The organism is Streptomyces sp. NPDC002055, from assembly GCF_040296705.1.
Classification (GTDB): Bacteria; Actinomycetota; Actinomycetes; order Streptomycetales; family Streptomycetaceae; genus Streptomyces.
Genome location: NZ_JBEOXS010000071.1, coordinates 16,949 through 34,872 on the forward strand (window position 1 = coordinate 16,949; position 17,924 = coordinate 34,872).

20 protein-coding genes are annotated in these 17,924 nt (G+C 71.9%); 7 read left to right on the forward strand and 13 right to left on the reverse strand.

Annotated features, from left to right (window positions below; genetic code table 11):
- Nucleotides 1-47: 47 nt before the first annotated feature.
- From ABT112_RS30130 to ABT112_RS30150, 5 genes are all read right to left on the reverse strand, one after another.
- Nucleotides 48-464 (reverse strand): Imm10 family immunity protein, encoded by a 417-nt coding sequence (locus ABT112_RS30130; protein ID WP_351514948.1) that lies wholly within the window; start codon nucleotides 462-464, stop codon nucleotides 48-50.
- A gap of 104 nt (nucleotides 465-568) precedes the next feature.
- Complete coding sequence (locus tag ABT112_RS30135) at nucleotides 569-1,150, reverse strand: Uma2 family endonuclease (RefSeq protein WP_351514949.1); 582 nt, start codon at nucleotides 1,148-1,150, stop codon at nucleotides 569-571.
- 55 nt (nucleotides 1,151-1,205) lie between these two features.
- The gene (locus ABT112_RS30140) at nucleotides 1,206-2,369 is read right to left on the reverse strand and encodes a MarR family transcriptional regulator (RefSeq protein ID WP_351514950.1); all 1,164 of its coding nucleotides are present in this window, start codon (nucleotides 2,367-2,369) and stop codon (nucleotides 1,206-1,208) included.
- 236 nt (nucleotides 2,370-2,605) lie between these two features.
- Complete coding sequence (locus ABT112_RS30145; protein ID WP_351514951.1) at nucleotides 2,606-2,968, reverse strand: DUF397 domain-containing protein; 363 nt, start codon at nucleotides 2,966-2,968, stop codon at nucleotides 2,606-2,608.
- Entirely contained in the window at nucleotides 2,958-3,791 is an 834-nt protein-coding gene (locus ABT112_RS30150; protein ID WP_351514952.1) for a helix-turn-helix domain-containing protein, read from the reverse strand. Before ABT112_RS30150 ends, ABT112_RS30145 begins: the two co-directional genes overlap by 11 nt.
- A gap of 117 nt (nucleotides 3,792-3,908) precedes the next feature.
- Between ABT112_RS30150 and ABT112_RS30155 the strand changes: the two genes are divergently transcribed.
- Genes ABT112_RS30155 through ABT112_RS30165 form a run of 3 tightly spaced genes read left to right on the forward strand, consistent with a single transcriptional unit; the run spans nucleotide 3,909 to nucleotide 4,599 of the window.
- Entirely contained in the window at nucleotides 3,909-4,139 is a 231-nt protein-coding gene (locus ABT112_RS30155; RefSeq protein ID WP_351514953.1) for a hypothetical protein, read from the forward strand.
- Complete coding sequence (locus tag ABT112_RS30160; protein WP_351514954.1) at nucleotides 4,136-4,345, forward strand: hypothetical protein; 210 nt, start codon at nucleotides 4,136-4,138, stop codon at nucleotides 4,343-4,345. The genes ABT112_RS30155 and ABT112_RS30160 overlap by 4 nt, the downstream gene beginning before the upstream one ends.
- Complete coding sequence (locus tag ABT112_RS30165; protein ID WP_351514955.1) at nucleotides 4,342-4,599, forward strand: DUF7848 domain-containing protein; 258 nt, start codon at nucleotides 4,342-4,344, stop codon at nucleotides 4,597-4,599. The genes ABT112_RS30160 and ABT112_RS30165 overlap by 4 nt, the downstream gene beginning before the upstream one ends.
- A 149-nt stretch (nucleotides 4,600-4,748) precedes the next feature.
- Here ABT112_RS30165 and ABT112_RS30170 read toward each other — a convergent pair whose 3' ends face one another.
- The 3 genes from ABT112_RS30170 to ABT112_RS30180 all read right to left on the reverse strand — a co-directional run bounded on the left by ABT112_RS30170 (nucleotide 4,749) and on the right by ABT112_RS30180 (nucleotide 8,675).
- Nucleotides 4,749-6,359, reverse strand: coding sequence for a PTS transporter subunit EIIC (locus tag ABT112_RS30170; RefSeq protein ID WP_351514956.1), 1,611 nt, complete (start codon nucleotides 6,357-6,359; stop codon nucleotides 4,749-4,751).
- Between the two features lie 446 nt (nucleotides 6,360-6,805).
- Entirely contained in the window at nucleotides 6,806-7,747 is a 942-nt protein-coding gene (murQ, locus tag ABT112_RS30175; RefSeq protein WP_351514957.1) for an N-acetylmuramic acid 6-phosphate etherase, read from the reverse strand.
- A 31-nt stretch (nucleotides 7,748-7,778) separates the two neighbouring features.
- Nucleotides 7,779-8,675 carry a MurR/RpiR family transcriptional regulator gene (locus ABT112_RS30180; RefSeq protein ID WP_351514968.1) on the reverse strand — a complete coding sequence of 299 codons (897 nt, stop codon included), beginning with the start codon at nucleotides 8,673-8,675 and terminating at the stop codon, nucleotides 7,779-7,781.
- A gap of 226 nt (nucleotides 8,676-8,901) precedes the next feature.
- Here ABT112_RS30180 and ABT112_RS30185 point away from each other — a divergent pair, with 226 nt between their 5' ends.
- Nucleotides 8,902-9,264, forward strand: coding sequence for a DUF8819 family protein (locus ABT112_RS30185; protein WP_351514958.1), 363 nt, complete (start codon nucleotides 8,902-8,904; stop codon nucleotides 9,262-9,264).
- Nucleotides 9,265-9,267: 3 nt separating this feature from the next.
- Nucleotides 9,268-9,537 carry a DUF4031 domain-containing protein gene (locus ABT112_RS30190; protein ID WP_351514959.1) on the forward strand — a complete coding sequence of 90 codons (270 nt, stop codon included), beginning with the start codon at nucleotides 9,268-9,270 and terminating at the stop codon, nucleotides 9,535-9,537.
- Between the two features lie 479 nt (nucleotides 9,538-10,016).
- Here ABT112_RS30190 and ABT112_RS30195 read toward each other — a convergent pair whose 3' ends face one another.
- From ABT112_RS30195 to ABT112_RS30205, 3 genes are all read right to left on the reverse strand, one after another.
- A complete protein-coding gene (locus tag ABT112_RS30195; RefSeq protein WP_351514960.1) occupies nucleotides 10,017-10,571 on the reverse strand; it encodes a hypothetical protein in 555 nt (184 codons plus the stop codon).
- 4 nt (nucleotides 10,572-10,575) lie between these two features.
- The gene (locus tag ABT112_RS30200) at nucleotides 10,576-11,097 is read right to left on the reverse strand and encodes a hypothetical protein (protein ID WP_351514961.1); all 522 of its coding nucleotides are present in this window, start codon (nucleotides 11,095-11,097) and stop codon (nucleotides 10,576-10,578) included.
- Nucleotides 11,098-11,261: 164 nt separating this feature from the next.
- On the reverse strand, nucleotides 11,262-11,915 hold the full coding sequence (locus ABT112_RS30205) for an HD domain-containing protein (RefSeq protein WP_351514962.1): 654 nt from the start codon (nucleotides 11,913-11,915) through the stop codon (nucleotides 11,262-11,264).
- Between the two features lie 217 nt (nucleotides 11,916-12,132).
- Between ABT112_RS30205 and ABT112_RS30210 the strand changes: the two genes are divergently transcribed.
- Complete coding sequence (locus ABT112_RS30210; RefSeq protein ID WP_351514963.1) at nucleotides 12,133-12,813, forward strand: copper homeostasis protein CutC; 681 nt, start codon at nucleotides 12,133-12,135, stop codon at nucleotides 12,811-12,813.
- Nucleotides 12,814-12,848: 35 nt separating this feature from the next.
- On the opposite strand, the gene ABT112_RS30215 is transcribed toward ABT112_RS30210, so the two are convergent.
- Complete coding sequence (locus ABT112_RS30215) at nucleotides 12,849-15,152, reverse strand: HelD family protein (protein ID WP_502975488.1); 2,304 nt, start codon at nucleotides 15,150-15,152, stop codon at nucleotides 12,849-12,851.
- A gap of 428 nt (nucleotides 15,153-15,580) precedes the next feature.
- On the opposite strand from ABT112_RS30215, the gene ABT112_RS30220 reads away from it, so the two are divergent.
- Nucleotides 15,581-15,778 carry a hypothetical protein gene (locus ABT112_RS30220; RefSeq protein ID WP_351514964.1) on the forward strand — a complete coding sequence of 66 codons (198 nt, stop codon included), beginning with the start codon at nucleotides 15,581-15,583 and terminating at the stop codon, nucleotides 15,776-15,778.
- Between the two features lie 224 nt (nucleotides 15,779-16,002).
- Here the strand turns inward: ABT112_RS30220 and ABT112_RS30225 are convergent, their stop codons facing one another.
- Nucleotides 16,003-17,652 (reverse strand): DNA repair helicase XPB, encoded by a 1,650-nt coding sequence (locus ABT112_RS30225; protein ID WP_351514965.1) that lies wholly within the window; start codon nucleotides 17,650-17,652, stop codon nucleotides 16,003-16,005.
- Between the last annotated feature and the right edge of the window lie 272 nt (nucleotides 17,653-17,924).

Consider the following 17,924-nt stretch of genomic DNA (forward strand, 5'->3'; position numbering starts at 1 on the left):
TCGCGGTGGCGTGACCGACCCGCCGTGAGCAGTGCACCGGCTTTACCTCAGATTCCTGTCAACTGCGGCACCTGGGTAGGTGTGCCCCAAGTGATGATGCGAGGAAGCGTTGCTTTGAAGTCCTCCAGGTCATCTGCCGCTATATCGAAATGGACGGCCAGTCGTGCCCCGAGGCCCAGAGTTTCTGCCGTGCGTGGCGAAAATGTAAACGTCGCGGAATTTCCTTCGAAAGTGATCTCTTCGATTCCTCCGTAGCAGGTCTGGCCCGTTCCGAGTGTCACGCAGTAGCTGTTCGAGAAGAGGTCAGTGGTTTCTGGGTCGCCGTCCCATGGGGTGTCTGCGAACAGGTCGCGCTGAAACAGGAGGGCGACACCGGAGCCGTCCGCGCCTTCCGAGAATCCTGCTTCCAGGACCTCATCCTCCTCGTCCTCAACGGCTCCCGCGGCCCTGGCGGTGATGCGCATCAGTGCTCCCTCTGTTCGGCGCCGGAAGGTGGCGCCTTGCTTCGTGCAGAAAGGCGGCTGCACTTGTCTTCCGCTGAATTATTCTGCCCTGCGCCTTGGTTGGCTCAGATATAGTCCTTGAGTTTTTCGGTCGCCAGGGTGACCCCGACCGGTGCGGGGATTTCCACGGTGGCGCCGTACGGATAGGACATCCGGCCGCGGTACTTTCCGCCTTCCGGCTCGCTGTGGACGGCGACCGGGCAGGCGCTGCGGTCGATCAGGAGGTGGACGGGGATGTCGGCTGCGGCGTATCCGTCGCGCTTTTCCGCCCGGTAGCGGGGGTCGGTTTCGGGGGCGTGTGGTGTCACATCAACGGCCATGAGCACCCCCTCGGGTTCGGACCACTCTCCCTGTCCCGCGAAGTAGCCTTCCGGGGCCAGCGAGCCGGTCGGGCGGGCGCGGCCCGTGCGGTGCTGCTCCGTCTTGAGGCCTTGCTCCGGGTAGAGGGCGAGGTCGGGGCGTTGTTGCAGGCACTGCTTGAGCAACCACATGAGGATGCATCCGTGGGTGCCGTCGCGACCGGGTTTGGTCACCGCTCTGCCGCCCAGGAATTCGAGGGCAGTCGGCTCAGGGGCCGACCGGGCGAGCTGTTCGAAGTCCTCGACGGATAGCTGTGCGCGGTGGGTTCCGATGTTCTCCGATGTCATGGCGTTCCCTTCCGGGCAGGACGAGGTGCGCTGGTGTCCGGGGCGGAGGGCGCGGTCACTGTCGAGTCCTCTCCGGGGTGCGGGCGGCTGTGCGGAGGCGTTGGACGTGGGTGTGGACTTCGTCGGGGGTCAGGCCGGCCGGGTGGTGTGGGCGGTCTTCGCCGCGGCAGGTGGCGCAGAGGCCGCCGGGGAGGGCGTCCGGGTGGCCTGGGGCGCGGCAGACCGTGCATTCCAGGATGCGGAGTGGGGCGCGGCGCGGGGGCGGTGCGCTTCCCGGCGTGTTGTCGGGCTCGGGGTCGAGGGGCTCGGGGCGTTCGGGTGGGAGCTTGTCGGTGAGGCGGCGGCGGAGGAACGCGCCGGGGCTGTGGACCTGTAGCGGCAGTCCCGCTGTCAACGCGCTGACGAGCCGGGACTCGTCCGGGTCGCGGGTCAGCCACTCGGTGGCCAGGGGTTCGAGGGCCGTGCAGTCGGCGGCCGAGAGGGTCAGGCGCGGATCGGTGCGGCCGAGTGCGGCCAGGGCGTTGTACGCGCGGCTGCGGGGCGGTCGTTGTGGTGCGGGTGCGGGTGCGGGTGCGGGTGCGGGGGCCGCTGCGGGTGACGGGGCCGGTTGGTGCGAGGGCGGAGATGGGGGCGCGGGTAACGGCTGGCGAGAGGGCGGCGGGGGTGGTTCGGGTGGCGGCTGCCGGGTGGGTGGCAGCGGCGGTGCGGGTGGCGCCTGTCGGGAGGGTGGTGATGGCGGTGCGGGTGACGGCTGACGGGGGCGCTGAGGGGGTGCGTGCGGGGTGGACGGGGTCGGTGGCGGCTCGGAGTGGGGGCGGTCCTGGGGGACTTGTCCGGCGCGGAACGCCGCCCACCAGGCGTCGTCCCTCGGGGTGCGGGTGAAGTAGGTGCGGGTCACCCAGTGCGGGCTGCCGTTTTCGCCGGTGACGTGCTCGTTGACGCGGCGCAGGTGTCCGGCCTCCGACAGGCGGCGCAGGACGGTGCGGAGGGCGCATTGGCCGTGGTCGGGCAGGACCTTGGCCAGGGTCTTCACGGAGATGTCCGCGCCCTCGGGGAGCCGGTCGAGGTATGCCGCCACGGATGCTTCGCGCCTGGGCAGGTGTGCGAAGTCGTTCGCACGGGGCGGGCGTTGTTCGGGCGCGTTCCGCTTTCCGTACCCCGGGTTGGCCGTGGGGTGTGCGGGGGTGGGCAGGGGCGCATTAGAGTGCTCGATAGCCATGGGATCGTTGCCTCGATCTTGTGGTCAGACCCCCGTTCGGTGCTGGTAACACCTGCGGGGGTTGCTTCTTTATGCGGGAACGCTAGAGCGTCGCAACCGTTCGTGGCAAACCGGTCACCCTTCGCCATCTCGCCTGGTATGCGCGGTGCTTGGGAGGGAGGGTGGGTGGTAGTCCACCCTCCCGTTCCACTGGAAGAGGGCTCGGACTCCGTGGCTCGAAGTCCGAAGCCCGGGGCTCAGGTGGGGAGTTCCCCGTCCTTCACGGCTCGGACGAACGAGGTCCAGGCGTCGGCCCGGAACACGAGCGCCGGGCCATCCGGGTCCTTGGAATCCCGGACGGGGACGATGCCGGTGACGCCGTCGGCCACCTCGACGCAGTCCCCGCCGCTGGCCCCGCTGTGGCTGGACTTGCGCCACTGGGCGGCACCGGGGAATGCTTCAGCGACTTCGATGCAGTTTCCGCCGCTGCCCCCGCTGTGGCTGGACTTGCGCCACTGGGCGGCACCGGGGAATGCCTCGGCGACCTCAATGCAGTCTCCACCGCTGCCGTCGCTGTAGGAGGACTTGCGCCACTGCGCAACGCTCAGGTCAATGCTCATGCTCGTCATCATCCGCCACCGCTTCGAGCAGAGCCAGAGATGCCTCCGGCGACAGGGCCCCTGCCCTGACGAGATCGTAGGAGTGGTGGTACTGCGCCACTGACGACGGATCGTCCATCAGCTCCCCTGTGCCGAGGCCCTGGAGGTACGCAAGTGGAGGGGCGTCCGTGAAGGTCATGAGCTTGAGTGAACCTCCCAGTGCCGCGTGCGCGCCCTCCGCGAAAGGCAGCACCTGCACGATGATCCGATGCCGGTGCGTCAGTTCGGCGATGTGCCGCAGCTGAGCGGTCATGACTGTGTGGCTGCCGACCGTCCTCCTCAGCACGGCCTCGTCCAGCACGGCCCACAACAAGGGCGTTGTTGGGTCGTCGAGAAGTCGGGCTCGTTCGAGTCGCGCTGCGACACGCTCCTCGATCACTTCCTCCGTCGCCGTCGGCTGAAATGCGCGGAAAACCGCCCGCGCGTAAGCCTCCGTCTGCAACAGCCCCGGCACGAGCAGGGGCGCGTATTCCTTGATGGTCTGCGCCACCGCTTCTGCCTCCGCCGCCTCGGCGAAGTGGTCGGGGTAGCGGGATTTCGTGGCGGCCTCGCAGTTTCGTTCGAAGAAGCCGTCCGTCTTCAGGATGTCGTCTATCTGCCGGGCGTACTCGGCGTGCATGCGGCGGGTCCCGGCTTCGAGCTGGCCGATGAACGAGCCGCTCACGAACAACGGTCTGCCCAGCTCATCCTGGGTGAGACCGGCCTCTTCGCGCTTGTGGCGCAGCTCGGCGCCGAGAAGAGCGCGGGGGGAGGAGGACGGATCCAGCTTCTTCCGTGGGGGCATGATGACTCGACTCCTCGTCAAGCACAGGGACTTGTTGGGCTTTCACCCCTGTTCAGGCTAATCGTGCATGAACACGCTGTGTGGAGAACACCAATACTCAGCGTGGAAGGGGAATCGATGACGGCAGACGAAGAACCGCGTGCGGCGACCGAGGGCGTACACGTGGTGGAAGAGACGCTGGGAGAGCTGCGGGCCGAACTGGGTGAGGCGGGCGTCGTCCTGCCGTCGCTGCGGGTCGACCCGGTGTCGTGGGCCGCGCAGGACGTTCCGCCGCTGGTGGACCTGGGGCGCTGCAACCTCGCCACGGCCCGGCAGCTGGTGGCCGCACTGCGGGAGCAGCGGTCATGATCCCGGAACCCGGCGCGTACGTCGTGGACGTGCGCGAGGACCGGATCGGACGGGTCATGGGGCACGAGGGTCCGTATGTGCAGCTCAGGCCGCCCGGGGGCGGGCTGGAGTGGGACTGTCCGCCCGAGGAGCTGCGGCCCGCGGGGCCCACGGACATGCTGCGGGCGCGGGTCACCGAGCTGAACCGTGAGAGCAGGCTCCCATGAGCGCCCACACCGTGATCCGGCGGGAGCGGTGGACGCTGGCCCCCGACCGTGAACCGGACGCCGAGCCGTTCACGTTCGCGATGGAGTGCGTGGTGTGCGGCGAGCGGTCGGTGACGGGTGAGGAGGTCACCGACGCCCAGGACTGGTCGCTGCGGCACGCGGGGCGGCATCCGTCGCACTGCAGCTATCGGGAACTGATCACCCGTCCGTGGCGGGCGTGGATGGAGAACGGGCCCCGGGGCCCGCAGGGCTGAGGCGCGGGCCGTCACGGTGCGGCGATCACGGTGCGGCGGTCACGGTGCGGCGGTCCCAGACCACCAGGTCTCTGCCCGTCCCGTCCCAGCCCACCACGCCCCAGCCCGTCACGTCTCAGCCCACCAGGCCCCGGGGCAGCGGTGTCGGTTCAGGTGGGCAGGCGCTGGACGTCGTCGTCGGCCGGGGGCGGGGTGCGGGTGGGCGACGGGGCGGCCGGGCCGCCTGTGGTGACGGGGTGCTTCGTCTGCGCCGGGTCGGCGTTCAGTTCGTCCAGCATCTGGGTGCTGAAGCCGAAGAAGTAGGTGATCAGGAAACCGGCGAGATAGCCGACGAGCAGCCCGCCCGCGTAGATGGCCACGGTTGTCACGGCGCCTCCGTTGCCGTCCAGGAGCGGGAAGAGGGCCCAGCCGGAGGGGCCGATGGCGGTCGAGCCGACCGTGTTGCCGAGCTGGTTGAGCGCGCCGACGAAGGCGCCGCCGAACGCGCCGCCCACGCAGGCGGTGATGAAGGGGCGGCCGAGCGGCAGCGAGACGCCGTAGATCAGGGGCTCGCCCACGCCGAGGAGGCCCGCGGGGAGGGCGGAGCGGATGGTGGTGCGGATCGAGGTGTTGCGGCGGAGCCGCAGGTAGACCGCGGCCGCGGCGCCGACCTGGCCCGCGCCCGCCATGGCGAGGACCGGGAGCAGCACGGTGTAGCCCTGCTCCTGGATCAGGGTCGTGTGGATCGGGATCAGCGCCTGGTGCAGGCCGAGCATGACCAGGGGCAGGAAGAGGCCGCCGAGGACGAACCCGGCGACGCCGCCGCCCGCGCCCAGCAGCCAGCCGGCGAAGGAGCCGATCGCCGTCGACACCTCGCCCGCCAGGTACATCAGTCCGAAGAGGGTGACGAGGCCGGAGACCAGGACGGTGACGGTCGGGGTGATCAGCACGTCCAGCGTGCCGGGCACCCAGCGGCGGCACCACTTCTCCACCTGGACGGCGAGCAGCGCCGCGCCCAGGGCGCCCAGGACGCCGCCCTGACCGGGGGCCAGCTTCTGGCCGAAGGCGCTGACGTTCTCCACGCCCGGGAAGACGATGATCGCGGCGACGGCGCCGCCGAGGATCGGGGTGCCGCCGAACTCCTTGGCCGTGTTGAGGCCGACGAAGACCGCGATCAGCGACATGAAGCCGGAGGCGATGACGGCGAGCGCGGGCACGAGCGAGGTGGCCCAGGCGGCGTGGCCGGTGCTGACGAGGTTGGTCAGCAGGCCGTTGATGCCCGCGACGATGCCGCAGCCGATGAGGGCGGGGATCAGCGGGACGAAGATGTTGGCGATGCGCCGCAGGAACAGCTTGACCGGGGTGGCGTTGCGCTGTTTGCGGTCCGCGCGCATCGCGGCGCCCCGGTCGGCGAGTTCCCCGGCGGTGACCGGGCCGTGCCCCGGGGCGGCGGGCCGCGGGTCCTCGGGGTCGCCGCCCTGGCCGGTCCAGGCGGTGCGTACGGCGTCGGCGTTCCGCCCGGTTTCGACGAACTGTTCGAACACCGGTGTCACCCGGGCGACCACACCCGGGCCGAGCACGATCTGGTACGTGTCGTCCTCGACGACGCCCAGGACGCCGGGGAGGGCTCTGAGGGCTTCGTCGTCGACGAGGGTGCGGTCGGCCAGCCCGAGGCGGAGCCGGGTCATGCAGTGGGCGACGGAGGTGACGTTCCGGGCACCGCCGACGAGCGGAAGGATCGCGGCGGCGGTGGCGCGGTACTGGTCCGGGTCTGGTGCCATGTGGGTGCCTTGCTGTGCGGGGCAGTGCTGTGGGGGCAGTGCCGGGCAGGAAGGGTGGGTTCGCGGGGGGTTGGGTGTCCACGGCGGTCGGGGCGGGTGCCGTGCGACGGGTGGTGACGTGTCCGTGGGTGCGGTGAGGGGGCCGGTGATGGAGCGGGTGGTGGAGCCGGTGGGGCGGGTGTGGCGGGTGTGGCGGGCCGTCGGGGTGTGACGGGCCGTCGCATCCGGGAGGGGCCAGGTGGGGGAAGGCGGGAGCCCGGGAGGGCGGTCCACCGCTGTCACGCGGCCGGGTGGCCGCGGGTCAGGCGGTCAGGCGGTTGGGCGGTTGGGTGTTCGGGCGTTCGGGGCGTGGCGGGTCCGGGGTGCCGGACGGGCTCCGGCCCGGTGGCCGGCCCCGGGCCGGTGGTGCGGGGCCCGTGACCGGTGGTGCGAGCCCCGGGCCGGGGTCACTCCGTTCCCCGGGCCGCGTGCAGGGCCGTCCGGAGGTGGCCGTCGGCCTCCCGGAGGAGCCGGGCCGCGGCCGGGCCGTCCACGCCGCCGAGGAGGGTGAGGATGGCGTTCTTGACCTCGCCGTCGGTCGCCGTGAGTGCCGCCTCGATCTCCGCCTCGGTCGCGCCGGTGGCCAGCGAAACGATCCGGCGGGACCGGGCGCGCAGCTTCTCGTTGGAGGCCCGGACGTCGACCATCAGGTTCCCGTAGGTCTTGCCCAGCCGGATCATGGTGATCGTCGAGATCATGTTGAGCACGAGCTTCTGCGCCGTGCCGGCCTTGAGCCGCGTCGAACCGGTCACCAGCTCCGGGCCGACGACGACCTCGATGGGGTGGTCCGCCGCGTCGGCGAGCGGTGAACCGGTGTTGCAGGCCAGCCCGACCGTCAGCGCGCCGCAGGAGCGGGCGTAGCCGACGGCGCCGACGGCGTACGGGGTGCGGCCGGAGGCGGAGACGCCGACGACCGTGTCCCGCCGGTCCAGCGCGAGGGAGTCCAGGTCGGTTGCCGCCAGCTCCGCGTCGTCCTCCGCGCCCTCCGAGGAGGTGACCAGGGCGGCCGGGCCGCCCGCGATCAGCCCGAGCACCTGGGTGGGAGCGGTGTTGAACGTCGGCGGGCACTCGCTCGCGTCGAGCACCCCGAGCCGTCCGGCGGTGCCCGCGCCCGCGTAGATCAGCCGTCCGCCCTGGGCCATCCGGGCGGCGACGGCGTCGATCGCGGCGGCGATCCGGGGGAGCTGGTCGGCGACGGCGGCCGGGACGGTGGCGTCCTCACCGTTCATGATCTTCGCGATGTCGAGGGTGGGCAGCCGGTCGATGTCGGCCAGTTCGCTGCGGAACGCCTCGGTGGTCAGGCTGTCCAGCTCGGCTCTGAGCCGGGCGGAGTCGGCGGTCGAGGTCATGGGGTGGCTCTCTCCCGGAAGTGAGAGTGATTCACGGGTGTTTGGGGTTGTGGCGGTGGGCCAAGGCCTCGTAGGAGGCGGACAGGGCGGGCGCCGCCGACTCGTACGTCCGCTGGGCGACCCCCACGAACAGGCAGTCCACGACCAGCAGCTGGCTCGTCCGGCTGGACATCGCCGCGGGCCGCAGCTCGCTCTCGCGGGCGGTGGACGTGGTGAGGACGTGGTCCGCGTACTGCGCCACCGCCGCGTCCGGACGGCCCGTGATCGCGACGGTCGTGGCGCCGTGGTCGAACGCGACCCGCAGCGGCTCGATGACGTCGGTGGTGCCGCCGGAGTGGGTGATGGCGATGGCGACGTCACCGGTGCGCAGCTGCACGGCGTTGGTGACGGCCAGGTGCGGGTCGGCGTGCGCGTGGGCTATGAGGCCGATGCGCAGCAGCTTCTGCGCCAGGTCCTGCGCCACCAGGTTGGAGGCGCCTATGCCGTAGACGTCGATGCGGCGCGCGCCGGAGAGCGCGGCGACGGCCGCCTCCAGCTGGGTGGTGTCGAGTCCGGCGGCGGTGTCGGCGAGACACTGCCGCTCCTCCTGGGCGAGCTTGTCGACCACGGAGGAGATCGGGTCGTCGACCGCTATGTCGGCGGTGACGGCGGGCGCGGCACCGGACTGCTGCTGGGCGGCGAGCCCGGCCAGCGCCAGCCGCAGATCGCGGTAGCCGGGGTAGCCGAGGCTGCGGGCGGTCCGCACCACGGTCGCCTCGCTGGTGCCGGTGCGCTCCGCGAGGGCGGTGACGGTGAGCGCCGCGCAGCCGGCCGGGTCGTCGGCCACGGTCTCGGCGACCCGCTGCATGGAGCGGGTCATCGACGGCCCGAGGGTCCGGACCTTGGCGGCGAGGGCCGCGGGCGCCGGCGGGGCGGGGGTGCGGGGCACGCTGTGTGGGGCGGACGGGCGCTGCGGTCCGGATGCGGGGGACGGGTCGGCCGTACGGTGCTCGGCGGCACTGTGCTCGGCGGCGGTCCGCGGCGTGCCGACTCCGCCGTTCCTGTCGGCTGCACTGTTCCTGAAAGTTTCCTTCACATTGCTGCTCACTATTGGAAGGTATTTTCAGCCTGGGGTGCAGTCAACCCCTCGTGTCCAGGGGCGTGACAATGGCCCCATGGAGCTGGAGTCCGCCCTGCACGCCGCGCGCGCCCTCGTCATCGCCGATCTCACCGCGGGGGGTGTGGCCCAGGCCGATGTCGTCTCCCTCGTCGAGGACTCGGTGGTGCACCGGAGGTGGTGGGTCGAGCAGTGGCCCGACGGCGTGGCCTACGTGGTGGGACTCATCGCCCAGGACGTCCAGGACGCGCTGCTCGAACGGTACGGGCGGTGGCCGCTCTGCCCGGTGTGCACCGAGGGCGGCGACCCGCACGCGCTGGACATCGAACCCGCCCTCGGCGTCGACCCGCACTGGGTCTGCGGCAAGGCGGGCGTGGTCGTCGCCGCCGTGGGGCGGCTGGACACCGCCCTGAGGCGCTGAACCGTGGCGGTCTACATCGACCCGCCGACCTGGCCGGGACACGGCCGGATGTGGTCGCACCTGGTCAGTGACGTCTCCTACGAGGAGCTGCACGCCTTCGCGGCCCGGATCGGCGCGCCGGAGCGGGCGTTCGAGCGCGACCACTACGACGTCCCGAGCCACCGCTACGCGGACGCGGTCGGGGCGGGGGCGATCGAGGTCGGGAGCAAGGAGCTGGTGCGGCGGCTGACGGAGGCGGGGCTGCGGCGGCGGAAGAGCGCGGAGCGGAGCTGAGCCGACGGGTTCCGCTTCCGGGCGCGCGCCGGACGGGGTGGACCGGGGTGCACCGGGCGAGTGGGAGCCGGTGCCCGGCGTTCCCGGGCGCCGTGGACGGCCTGCCGCCGAATGGCGGGCAGCGTCAGCGCGCCGGGTGGATGGTCCTCCCGGGCGGTTCGAGATCCGTGCAGCCGTGCCTCGGCCGGAAGGAGCGCGTCGAGGTCTGCGGTCGACAGATGTCCGCCCAGACGGTCTCCGCGAACCACCAGGGCTGCCGCTGCGGCTTGGTCGCGTAGCCAGCCCAGGAGCGCCAGCGAGGCCAGAACTCCCGCCGCGGCGGCGACCTTTGCCCGGGTGGACAGTGGCCGTCGCTCGTTCTCCGTTGTCATGTCTCCCCCTGGCGTGACCGCTGTCCCCGGACGTGTTCTCCTGCATGATCGTCGGGCATGACGCCGTTCTTGTGGCTGATGCAGTCGGCGTGCCTGGCCACTACCGACTCATCGCGTTCTCAGCTTGCGGCTTCCGGCTCGGTTCTTCGCGATATTTCGTATCTTCTTGCTGTTGCCTGACTCGGCGAGCAGGGCGAGTACCGTCGGCGACGTCGACTCCGTGGCGAGGAAGCGCTGCATCCAGTACGTGACCTTCGCCAACTCGGCCGACGTCGGCACATGGCCGTCCTTGACGGACAGGTGGAACAGCCAGTCATGGATGCGGCGGCGAATGAACTCGCGGTAGCCCTCCGTCTTGAACTGGTCGATCTCCGGCAGCAGTTCGGCCGACCACTGCCGGAACTCGGCAGGACCGGTCATCTTCATCGCCACCCTGTCCACGAGGTGGACCACCGCCGTCTTGGACACCATCTCCATGGGGTCGCGCAGGATCGTGGCCACTGTCGCGCGGTCTCGGTCGCGGCTCCGCGAGGAAGTGGTTACCGAGACGACGCGTTGGTATGCGGACGATCGGACGTGCTCGTCCGCGACGGCTTCGTCGACGTCCACGTCGAGGATGCCGGCCTCCGCCAGCAACTCGGCCACATCGGAATGCAGGGTCATCGCTTCATCCAAGCGCTGCATCGACCGGTTCCGTGGGAATCCGGTGGGTGTTCATGGCTCGCAGGTAGTGCCGCTCGCGGTCCGGCACCGGATCGTTCCGACCGGGAAGTACGAAGACCGAGGAGACCTCCGCGGGTTGGGTGACGACGCACGACTGACGGCCGAAGGTCAGGACGCCGCGCACGGCGTGACGGCAGCCCGCCGCGTCGAAGGCGGCGATCAGCTCCTCGCGGGCCACGGTCGCCGCGACCGGCCCGGCGGCGGGCAGGACGGGTGCGGGGATTTCGATCGTGGAGCCCGGACAGAAGAAGAGGCCGATCGAGCTGACGGCACGCCGGGTGACATCCAGGCTCAGGCCGCCCCAGGTGTAGGGGTAGCCGTCGATGTCGGGCCCCTTCATGCGGATGGCCGGGTGCGGGTGGCCCGGGCCCAGCAACTCCTCGGCCTCGGCGAGCGGCATGCCGCAGTGCAGCGGCCCGAGGCGGCCGGTGCGCGCGAAGTCGACGAGCAGATCCAGCAGGGTCACGACGGTGACTGTGCCATGCGTGACCGGACCCGACCACTGTTTTACGGGACGGGACGGGACGGGACGGGGCGCAGCGGGGCGGACGGCACGGGCGGATGGGGCGGCCGGGCGGAGGCCGGGCCGGGTTCGGCGCTCATCGCGCCGGCCCCGGCCCTGCGCCCCCGTCAGGTGGAGGTGAGGAGTTCCAGCTCGGTGGCCATGTTGTGGCGCGCCGTCCGCTCCCAGCGGTCGTGTCCGGCCTCCGTGCGGAACAGCCGGGGCAGGTCGAGCAGTTGGCGCAGCACGGCGGCCCGGCCCTCGCGGAACGCTTCGTGCGGGACGAACCCGTACTCCTGGCGGACGGCCGCCGCGTACGCCGCGTACGCCTGCGGGGGCCCGGCGAGTACGGCCAGGTCCGCGTCGCACAGCACCTCCCCGTCGGTGTCCCCGGGCGCCGGGTCGTGCGTGACGGTGAGGCGGACGAGGCGGGCGACTTCGGCGGTCCGCGCGGCGGACACCCCGGCCTCGGGCAGGGCGCGTTCGGCGAGCTGTGCGCTGCGCTCCTCGTTCTCCGAGCGGTCCGGGCGGTAGACCGCGTCGTGGAACCAGGCCGCGAGCCGTACCGCGTCGGGGTCGGCACAGTGGTGGACCAACTCCTCGACGCGGTCGAGGACCGCCAGCAGGTGGTCGGTGGTGTGATAGCGGCGCTGCGGCTCCGCCCAGCGGCCGAGCAGGTTCTCACCGTAGGCGGCGGGGTCCGGGGACGCGTCCTCCTGGCACCTGCGCAACAGCTCGGACCAGCGGGCGAGGAGTATGTCGTGAACGGCGGTGGAGGCCATGGATCAATTGTGGGCCACGGGTGCCGGACGGGGCCTCCCTGCCCTGCCCTGCTGTGCCGTGGTCCGTCCGGGCAGGCGTTGCGGTCCGTCCCCGGGCAGGTGCTGTGGTCCGTCCCGGCCGGGCGCTGTGTTCTGTCCCGGCCATGGACGGCGAGGCCCCGCCCCAGCCGTGCGCGGCTGCTTCCGGCGGCGGTTCTCCTGTGGCAACCTTGGACATATGTCTAGACCAATTCTCGAGGTCATCGCCCTCACCGCCGAGGACGCGGTCGCCGCGCGCTCCGGGGGCGCGGACCGGCTCGAAGTGGTCACCGATATGGCGTCCGACGGGCTCACCCCGTCCCGGGAGGCGTTCGCGGAGATCCGGGCCGCGGTCGACCTCCCGCTGCGGGTGATGCTCCGCCCGCAGGCCGGGTTCGGCGTCACGGACATCCGTCGGCTGTGCGGCACGGCGGCGGAGCTGCGGGCGGAAGGGGCCGACGCGTTCGTCCTCGGGTTCCTGGACCACGAGGGCCACCCGGACCTGGTGGCCGTCGAAATGCTGATGGCCGTCATCGACGGCTGCCCGTGGACCTTCCACCGGGCGATCGACCGGGCAGCCGACCGGCATGCGCTGCGCACACAGATCGCCGCGCTGCCGGGCGTGGACACCTTCCTCACCGCCGGATCGCCGACGGGCGTCGACGACGGCCTGCCGACCCTCCTCGCCGAGGCGGCGCGCTCCGGCGAGCCCGGGTACGAACCCCGGATCATGGCCGGCGGCGGCCTCCGCCTCGACCACCTCCCTACGCTGCGCGCCGCCGGGATCGACGCCTTCCACATCGGCAGCGCGGCCCGGCCGGAGGGGTGGGCCGCGCCGGTGTCGGCGGCAGCGGTGGAGGAGTGGCGCGCGGCGCTCTGACGGTCGGCGGCGAGGGGCGGTTCGCCCCCTCGGTGTCAGTCCGCCAGAGCCGCGGGCAGCGGTGCCGCGTGGACGACTGTGAGGCCCGAGACCGGACGGGTCAGCGACACGTACAGCCGGCGCAGGCCGGTGCGCTCGTCCGGCTCGCCGTCGACCACCGCGGCCGGCTCGTCCAGGACCACGTAGTCGTACTCCAGCCCCTTGGCGAGCGACGCCGGGACCAGGGTCAGCCGCACCTCGGCCGACGTCTCCTCGCCGGGCGACAGATGGGGGATTCCCGCGGCCGACAGGGCGGAGGTCAGGGCCGGAAGGCGGGCGTCCGCCGCGATCAGACCGACCGACCCCTCGCGCCTCAGCGCCTCCCGGCACGCGTCCAGGACCGTCCCGTCCAGCTCCGCCGGACTCGCCACGGGCCGGACGACGAGTGAGCCCGGCGCCTCCCGGACCGAGGTGGACTCCGCGAGCTCCGGCGCGATCCGCGGCAGCAGCCGCGAGGCGTACGCGATGATCTCGCGCGGCACCCGGAAACCGGCCGTCAGCTCCTCCACCCGCGCGCCGTCGCCCTTGCCCAGGTGCCCCAGCGCCTCCGTCCAGGTGCCGGTGGCCCACGGGGTGGTGCCCTGGGCGAGGTCGCCCAGCACCGTCGCCGAACCCGTCGAGCAGCGGCGGCCGACCGCCCGGTACTGCATGGGGGAGAGGTCCTGGGCCTCGTCGAGGACGACATGCCCCAGCGAGTGGGTGCGTTCGACCAGGTCGGACGCCTCGTCGACGAGGACCGCGTCGGCCGGGGACCAGCGGGCCGACTTCACGCCCCGGGCGGGCTTCGCCCAGAGGATCTCCTTCTGCTCGTCGGCGGAGAGCACACCGTCCGCGTGCGCGGCGAGGAACTCCGGGTCGGACAGCAGCCGGAGGACGAGCTTCGCCGGATCCACCGGCGGCCACACCTCCTTGACCACGGCCTTGACGGGGGCGGAGCGGGCCACCGCGTTCTGCACCCGGTCGTCCGGGGCCTCGCCCGCCGCCTCCATCCGGGTCAGCACGGCGTGCGCGATCCGCTGCGGCAGCGCCTCCCGGGCGGCGCCGTACCGGATGTCCCGGGCCAGCAACTCCGTCACCATCTCCGCCACTTCGTACGCCGGGACGCGCCAGCGGCGCGAGCCGCGGACCACGACCACCGGCTCCGCCGGCGTCGTCACCCCGGACCGGACCGCGCGCCGCAGCACCTGGGCCATCCGCGCGTCGCCCTTGATGCGGGCCGCGCGGGCGGTGTCCTCGCCCCGTACCTCGACGTGCGACAGGAGGTCGTCCACTGTCGCCTGCCGGACCTCCAGTTCGCCCAGGGTGGGCAGGACTTGCTCGATGTAGTGGAGGAAGGAACGGTTCGGCCCGATGACCAGGGTCCCGGTGCGCGCCAGCCGCTCCCGGTGCGCGTAGAGCAGATACGCGACCCGGTGCAGGCCGACCGCGGTCTTCCCGGTGCCGGGCCCGCCCTGGACGCAGACCGTCCGGTCGAGGCCGGACCGGACGATCTCGTCCTGCTCGGGCTGGATCGTCGCGACGATGTCCCGCATGGGGCCGACGCGGGGGCGCTCGATCTCGGCCTGGAGCAGCTTGCTGGCAGTGCCGACCGCGGCCTCGTCGGGATCGGTGAGGTGCTCGTCCTCGTAGGCCGTCAGCTCGCCGCCGGTGTAGCCGAAGCGGCGGCGCAGCCGGACGTCCATCGGCGCCTTCTTGGACGCCCGGTAGAACGGCTGGGAGACGGGGGCGCGCCAGTCGACGACCATCGGGTCGCCGTGCGCGTCGTGGACGTGGCGCCGGCCGATGTACCAGCGGTCGCCGGGCTCCTCGGTCCTGGTGTCGGTGCCGGTGGTGCCGTTCGGACCGGTGCCGGTGGTCCCGTCGGGCCCGGTGCCGGTGGTCCTGTCCGTCCCGGTGCCGGTGGCCCCGTGCGGTCCGGAGCCGGCTGCTTCGTCTCCGGGGCGGCTCGGGGCGGGCGCGCCCGCCCCGCTCGGGCCGGGCCGGGGAGCGTCCCCGTACTGCGCGCCCGCGTGCTGATAGTCGAGGCGGCCGAAGAACAGCGGCGTGTGGGCGTGGTCCGCGAGCGCCTTGATGCGGGAGTCGATCTGCGACTGGAGGACCGTGGCGTTCACCCAGTTCGCGGTGACGTTGGAGAGGTCGAGCGCTTCGACATCGGTGCGCATGGCGCGCAGTGCGGCGCGGGACTCGGCGAGGTGGGCGCGCTCGCGGGCGAGCGGACCGTCACCGTCCGGTTCCGGCGAGGGGCCCGTGGCGTCCTCGGTGCGGGCGCGACTGGGGGATGGGCGCGACTGCGCGGGCACGACGTTGCCTCCGGGGGTGATCGGGTGAATGAGAGAAACCGGCCGGTTGCCGTCCGGACGGTGGCTCCCCGGGCGCCCGCGGAGGCGCTCCTGCTCGGGGCAGGTCGGGAGGCGGCAGACGGGCGATTTTAGTGAGCGGGGCGAGGCCGGTCGAACGGTTTGTTTCGGTCACCGGTACCGATCACATCCGGCCTGCGGGGCCTGTCTGCGCGGGTCCTGTCCGTGCGCGGCGGCAGGCCTTGGTTTCCCAGGCATTTCGCGTGCTCAGCCCCCGATGACGGTGGTGGCTGGGCGTGGATCGGGAGGCCGCCTCCCGGTGGCTCCACCCCTGGGAGGGCGGTGGGTGCGCCGGAGGAGTGAGGAGTGGGGCCGACGGCCTCAGCCGCTGGACCGATGTGCTCCAAACGGATGAAACGCATCATGGAGACATGAACGCCGCATCCTTCACTCCGGTCCCCGCGTCGCCCGTCCGGGGCAGCACGGCCCTCGGCATCGCGGCTCCCCCGCACCCACGGCACCTGCTGGGCAACGTCCTGCGCGCGATCCGCGTGTATGCGGACACCGCGTTCCGGGTGACCGTCCTGGGCGAGTTCGACGAGCCGGCGCTGGTGACCCGCCGCCGCTGAGCCGCACGCGGCCTGTGGCCGCATGCGGCCGTGCGCCGTGGGGCTGTGCGGCGCACGCGTTTGGTGCGGCACGGGCCCTGCGCCGCACGCGCCCTGCGCTCGCAGGCCGCGTGCAGCGCCTGCGCCCCTGACCCGCGCGCACGCCCCTGGCCCGCGCGCCTACGCCTCGTCGGCGCGCCGCTTGCACCCCGCGCGCTGCCGACCCGCCCCGCCTACGCCTCGCCCTACGCCTCGTCCGACGCCAGCAGATCGTCCGCGTCCACGATCCGGTACGCGTACCCCTGCTCCGCGAGGAACCGCTGCCGGTGCGCCGCGAAGTCCTGGTCGATCGTGTCCCGGGCCACCACCGAGTAGAAGACGGCCCGGTGGCCGTCCGCCTTGGGCCGCAGCACCCGGCCGAGGCGCTGCGCCTCCTCCTGCCGGGAGCCGAACGTGCCGGACACCTGGATCGCCACCGTCGCCTCGGGCAGGTCGATCGAGAAGTTCGCCACCTTGGACACCACGAGGACCCCGAGCTCGCCCTGCCGGAAGGCGTCGAAGAGCTTCTCGCGCTGGGCATTGGTCGTCTCGCCCTTGATGACCGGGGCGCCCAGGTGCTCGCCGAGCTCGTCGAGCTGGTCGATGTACTGCCCGATGACCAGCGTCTGCTGCCCCCGGTGCCGCTCCACCAGCGCCTCGGTGACCCGCTGCTTGGACGCGGTGGTGGCGCAGTAGCGGTACTTCTCCTCGGTCTCGGCGGTCGCGTAGGCGAGGCGCTCGGTCTCGGTCAGATTGACCCGCACCTCGACACAGTCCGCCGGAGCGATGTAGCCCTGCGCCTCGATCTCCTTCCAGGGCGCGTCGAAGCGCTTCGGGCCGATCAGGGAGAAGACGTCGGACTCACGGCCGTCCTCCCGGACGAGGGTGGCGGTGAGCCCGAGCCGGCGCCGGGCCTGGAGGTCGGCGGTGAACTTGAAGACCGGGGCCGGGAGCAGATGCACCTCGTCGTAGACGATCAGCCCCCAGTCGCGGGAGTCGAAGAGCTCCAGGTGCGGGTAGACGCCCTTCCGCTTGGTGGTGAGGACCTGGTACGTGGCGATGGTGACCGGCCGGATCTCCTTGCGGGTACCGCTGTACTCGCCGATCTCCTCCTCGGTCAGGGACGTCCGCTTCATCAGCTCGTGCTTCCACTGACGGGCGGAGACCGTATTGGTGACCAGGATCAGCGTGGTCGACTTCGCGGTCGCCATCGCGCCCGCCCCGACCAGCGTCTTGCCCGCGCCGCAGGGGAGGACCACGACGCCGGAGCCGCCGTGCCAGAAGCCCTCGACGGCCTGCTGCTGGTAGGGCCGCAGCGCCCAGCCGTCCTCGTGCAGCTCGATCGGGTGGGCCTCGCCGTCGACGTAGCCCGCGAGGTCCTCGGCGGGCCAGCCGAGCTTCAGCAGGGTCTGCTTGATCTGCCCGCGCTCGGAGGGGTGCACGGCCACGGTGTCCGGGTCGATCCGGTTCCCGACCAGCGGCTGGATCTTCTTCGAGCGGAGGATCTCCTCCAGGACCGGGCGGTCGGTGGACTCCAGGACGAGACCGTGGGTGGGGTGCTTGAGCAGCCGCAGCCGGCCGTAACGGGCCATGGTCTCGGCGACGTCGACGAGCAGGGCGTGCGGCACCGGGTAGCGGGAGAACTCGACGAGGGCGTCGACGACCTGCTCCGCGTCGTGCCCGGCGGCCCGGGCGTTCCACAGCCCGAGCGGGGTCACCCGGTAGGTGTGGATGTGCTCGGGGGCGCGCTCCAGCTCCGCGAACGGGGCGATGGCGCGGCGGCACGCGTCGGCCTGCTCGTGGTCGACTTCCAGGAGCAGTGTTTTGTCGCTCTGGACGATCAGGGGTCCACTCACGCCTGGCGCCTTTCGTGCGTCTCCGGGGGACAAGCCTCCAGTGTCCCTCATCGCCCGAAGTGCGGAGCCGAGCGTGGGAGGGGGCGCGGGTGGGGCGGACCGGGCGGGGGCGGACCGGGCGGGGGCGGACCGGCCTCCACGATCGAGTGAATGCGCACAGACAAGTCGTTTTGCTGTCTGTATCGTCAAGAAAATTAGGAAAAAAGACACAAAAAACAAAAAAAACAGAAAACAACGAAAAAAAAACAACAAAAAATTGTGAAAAAAGAAAG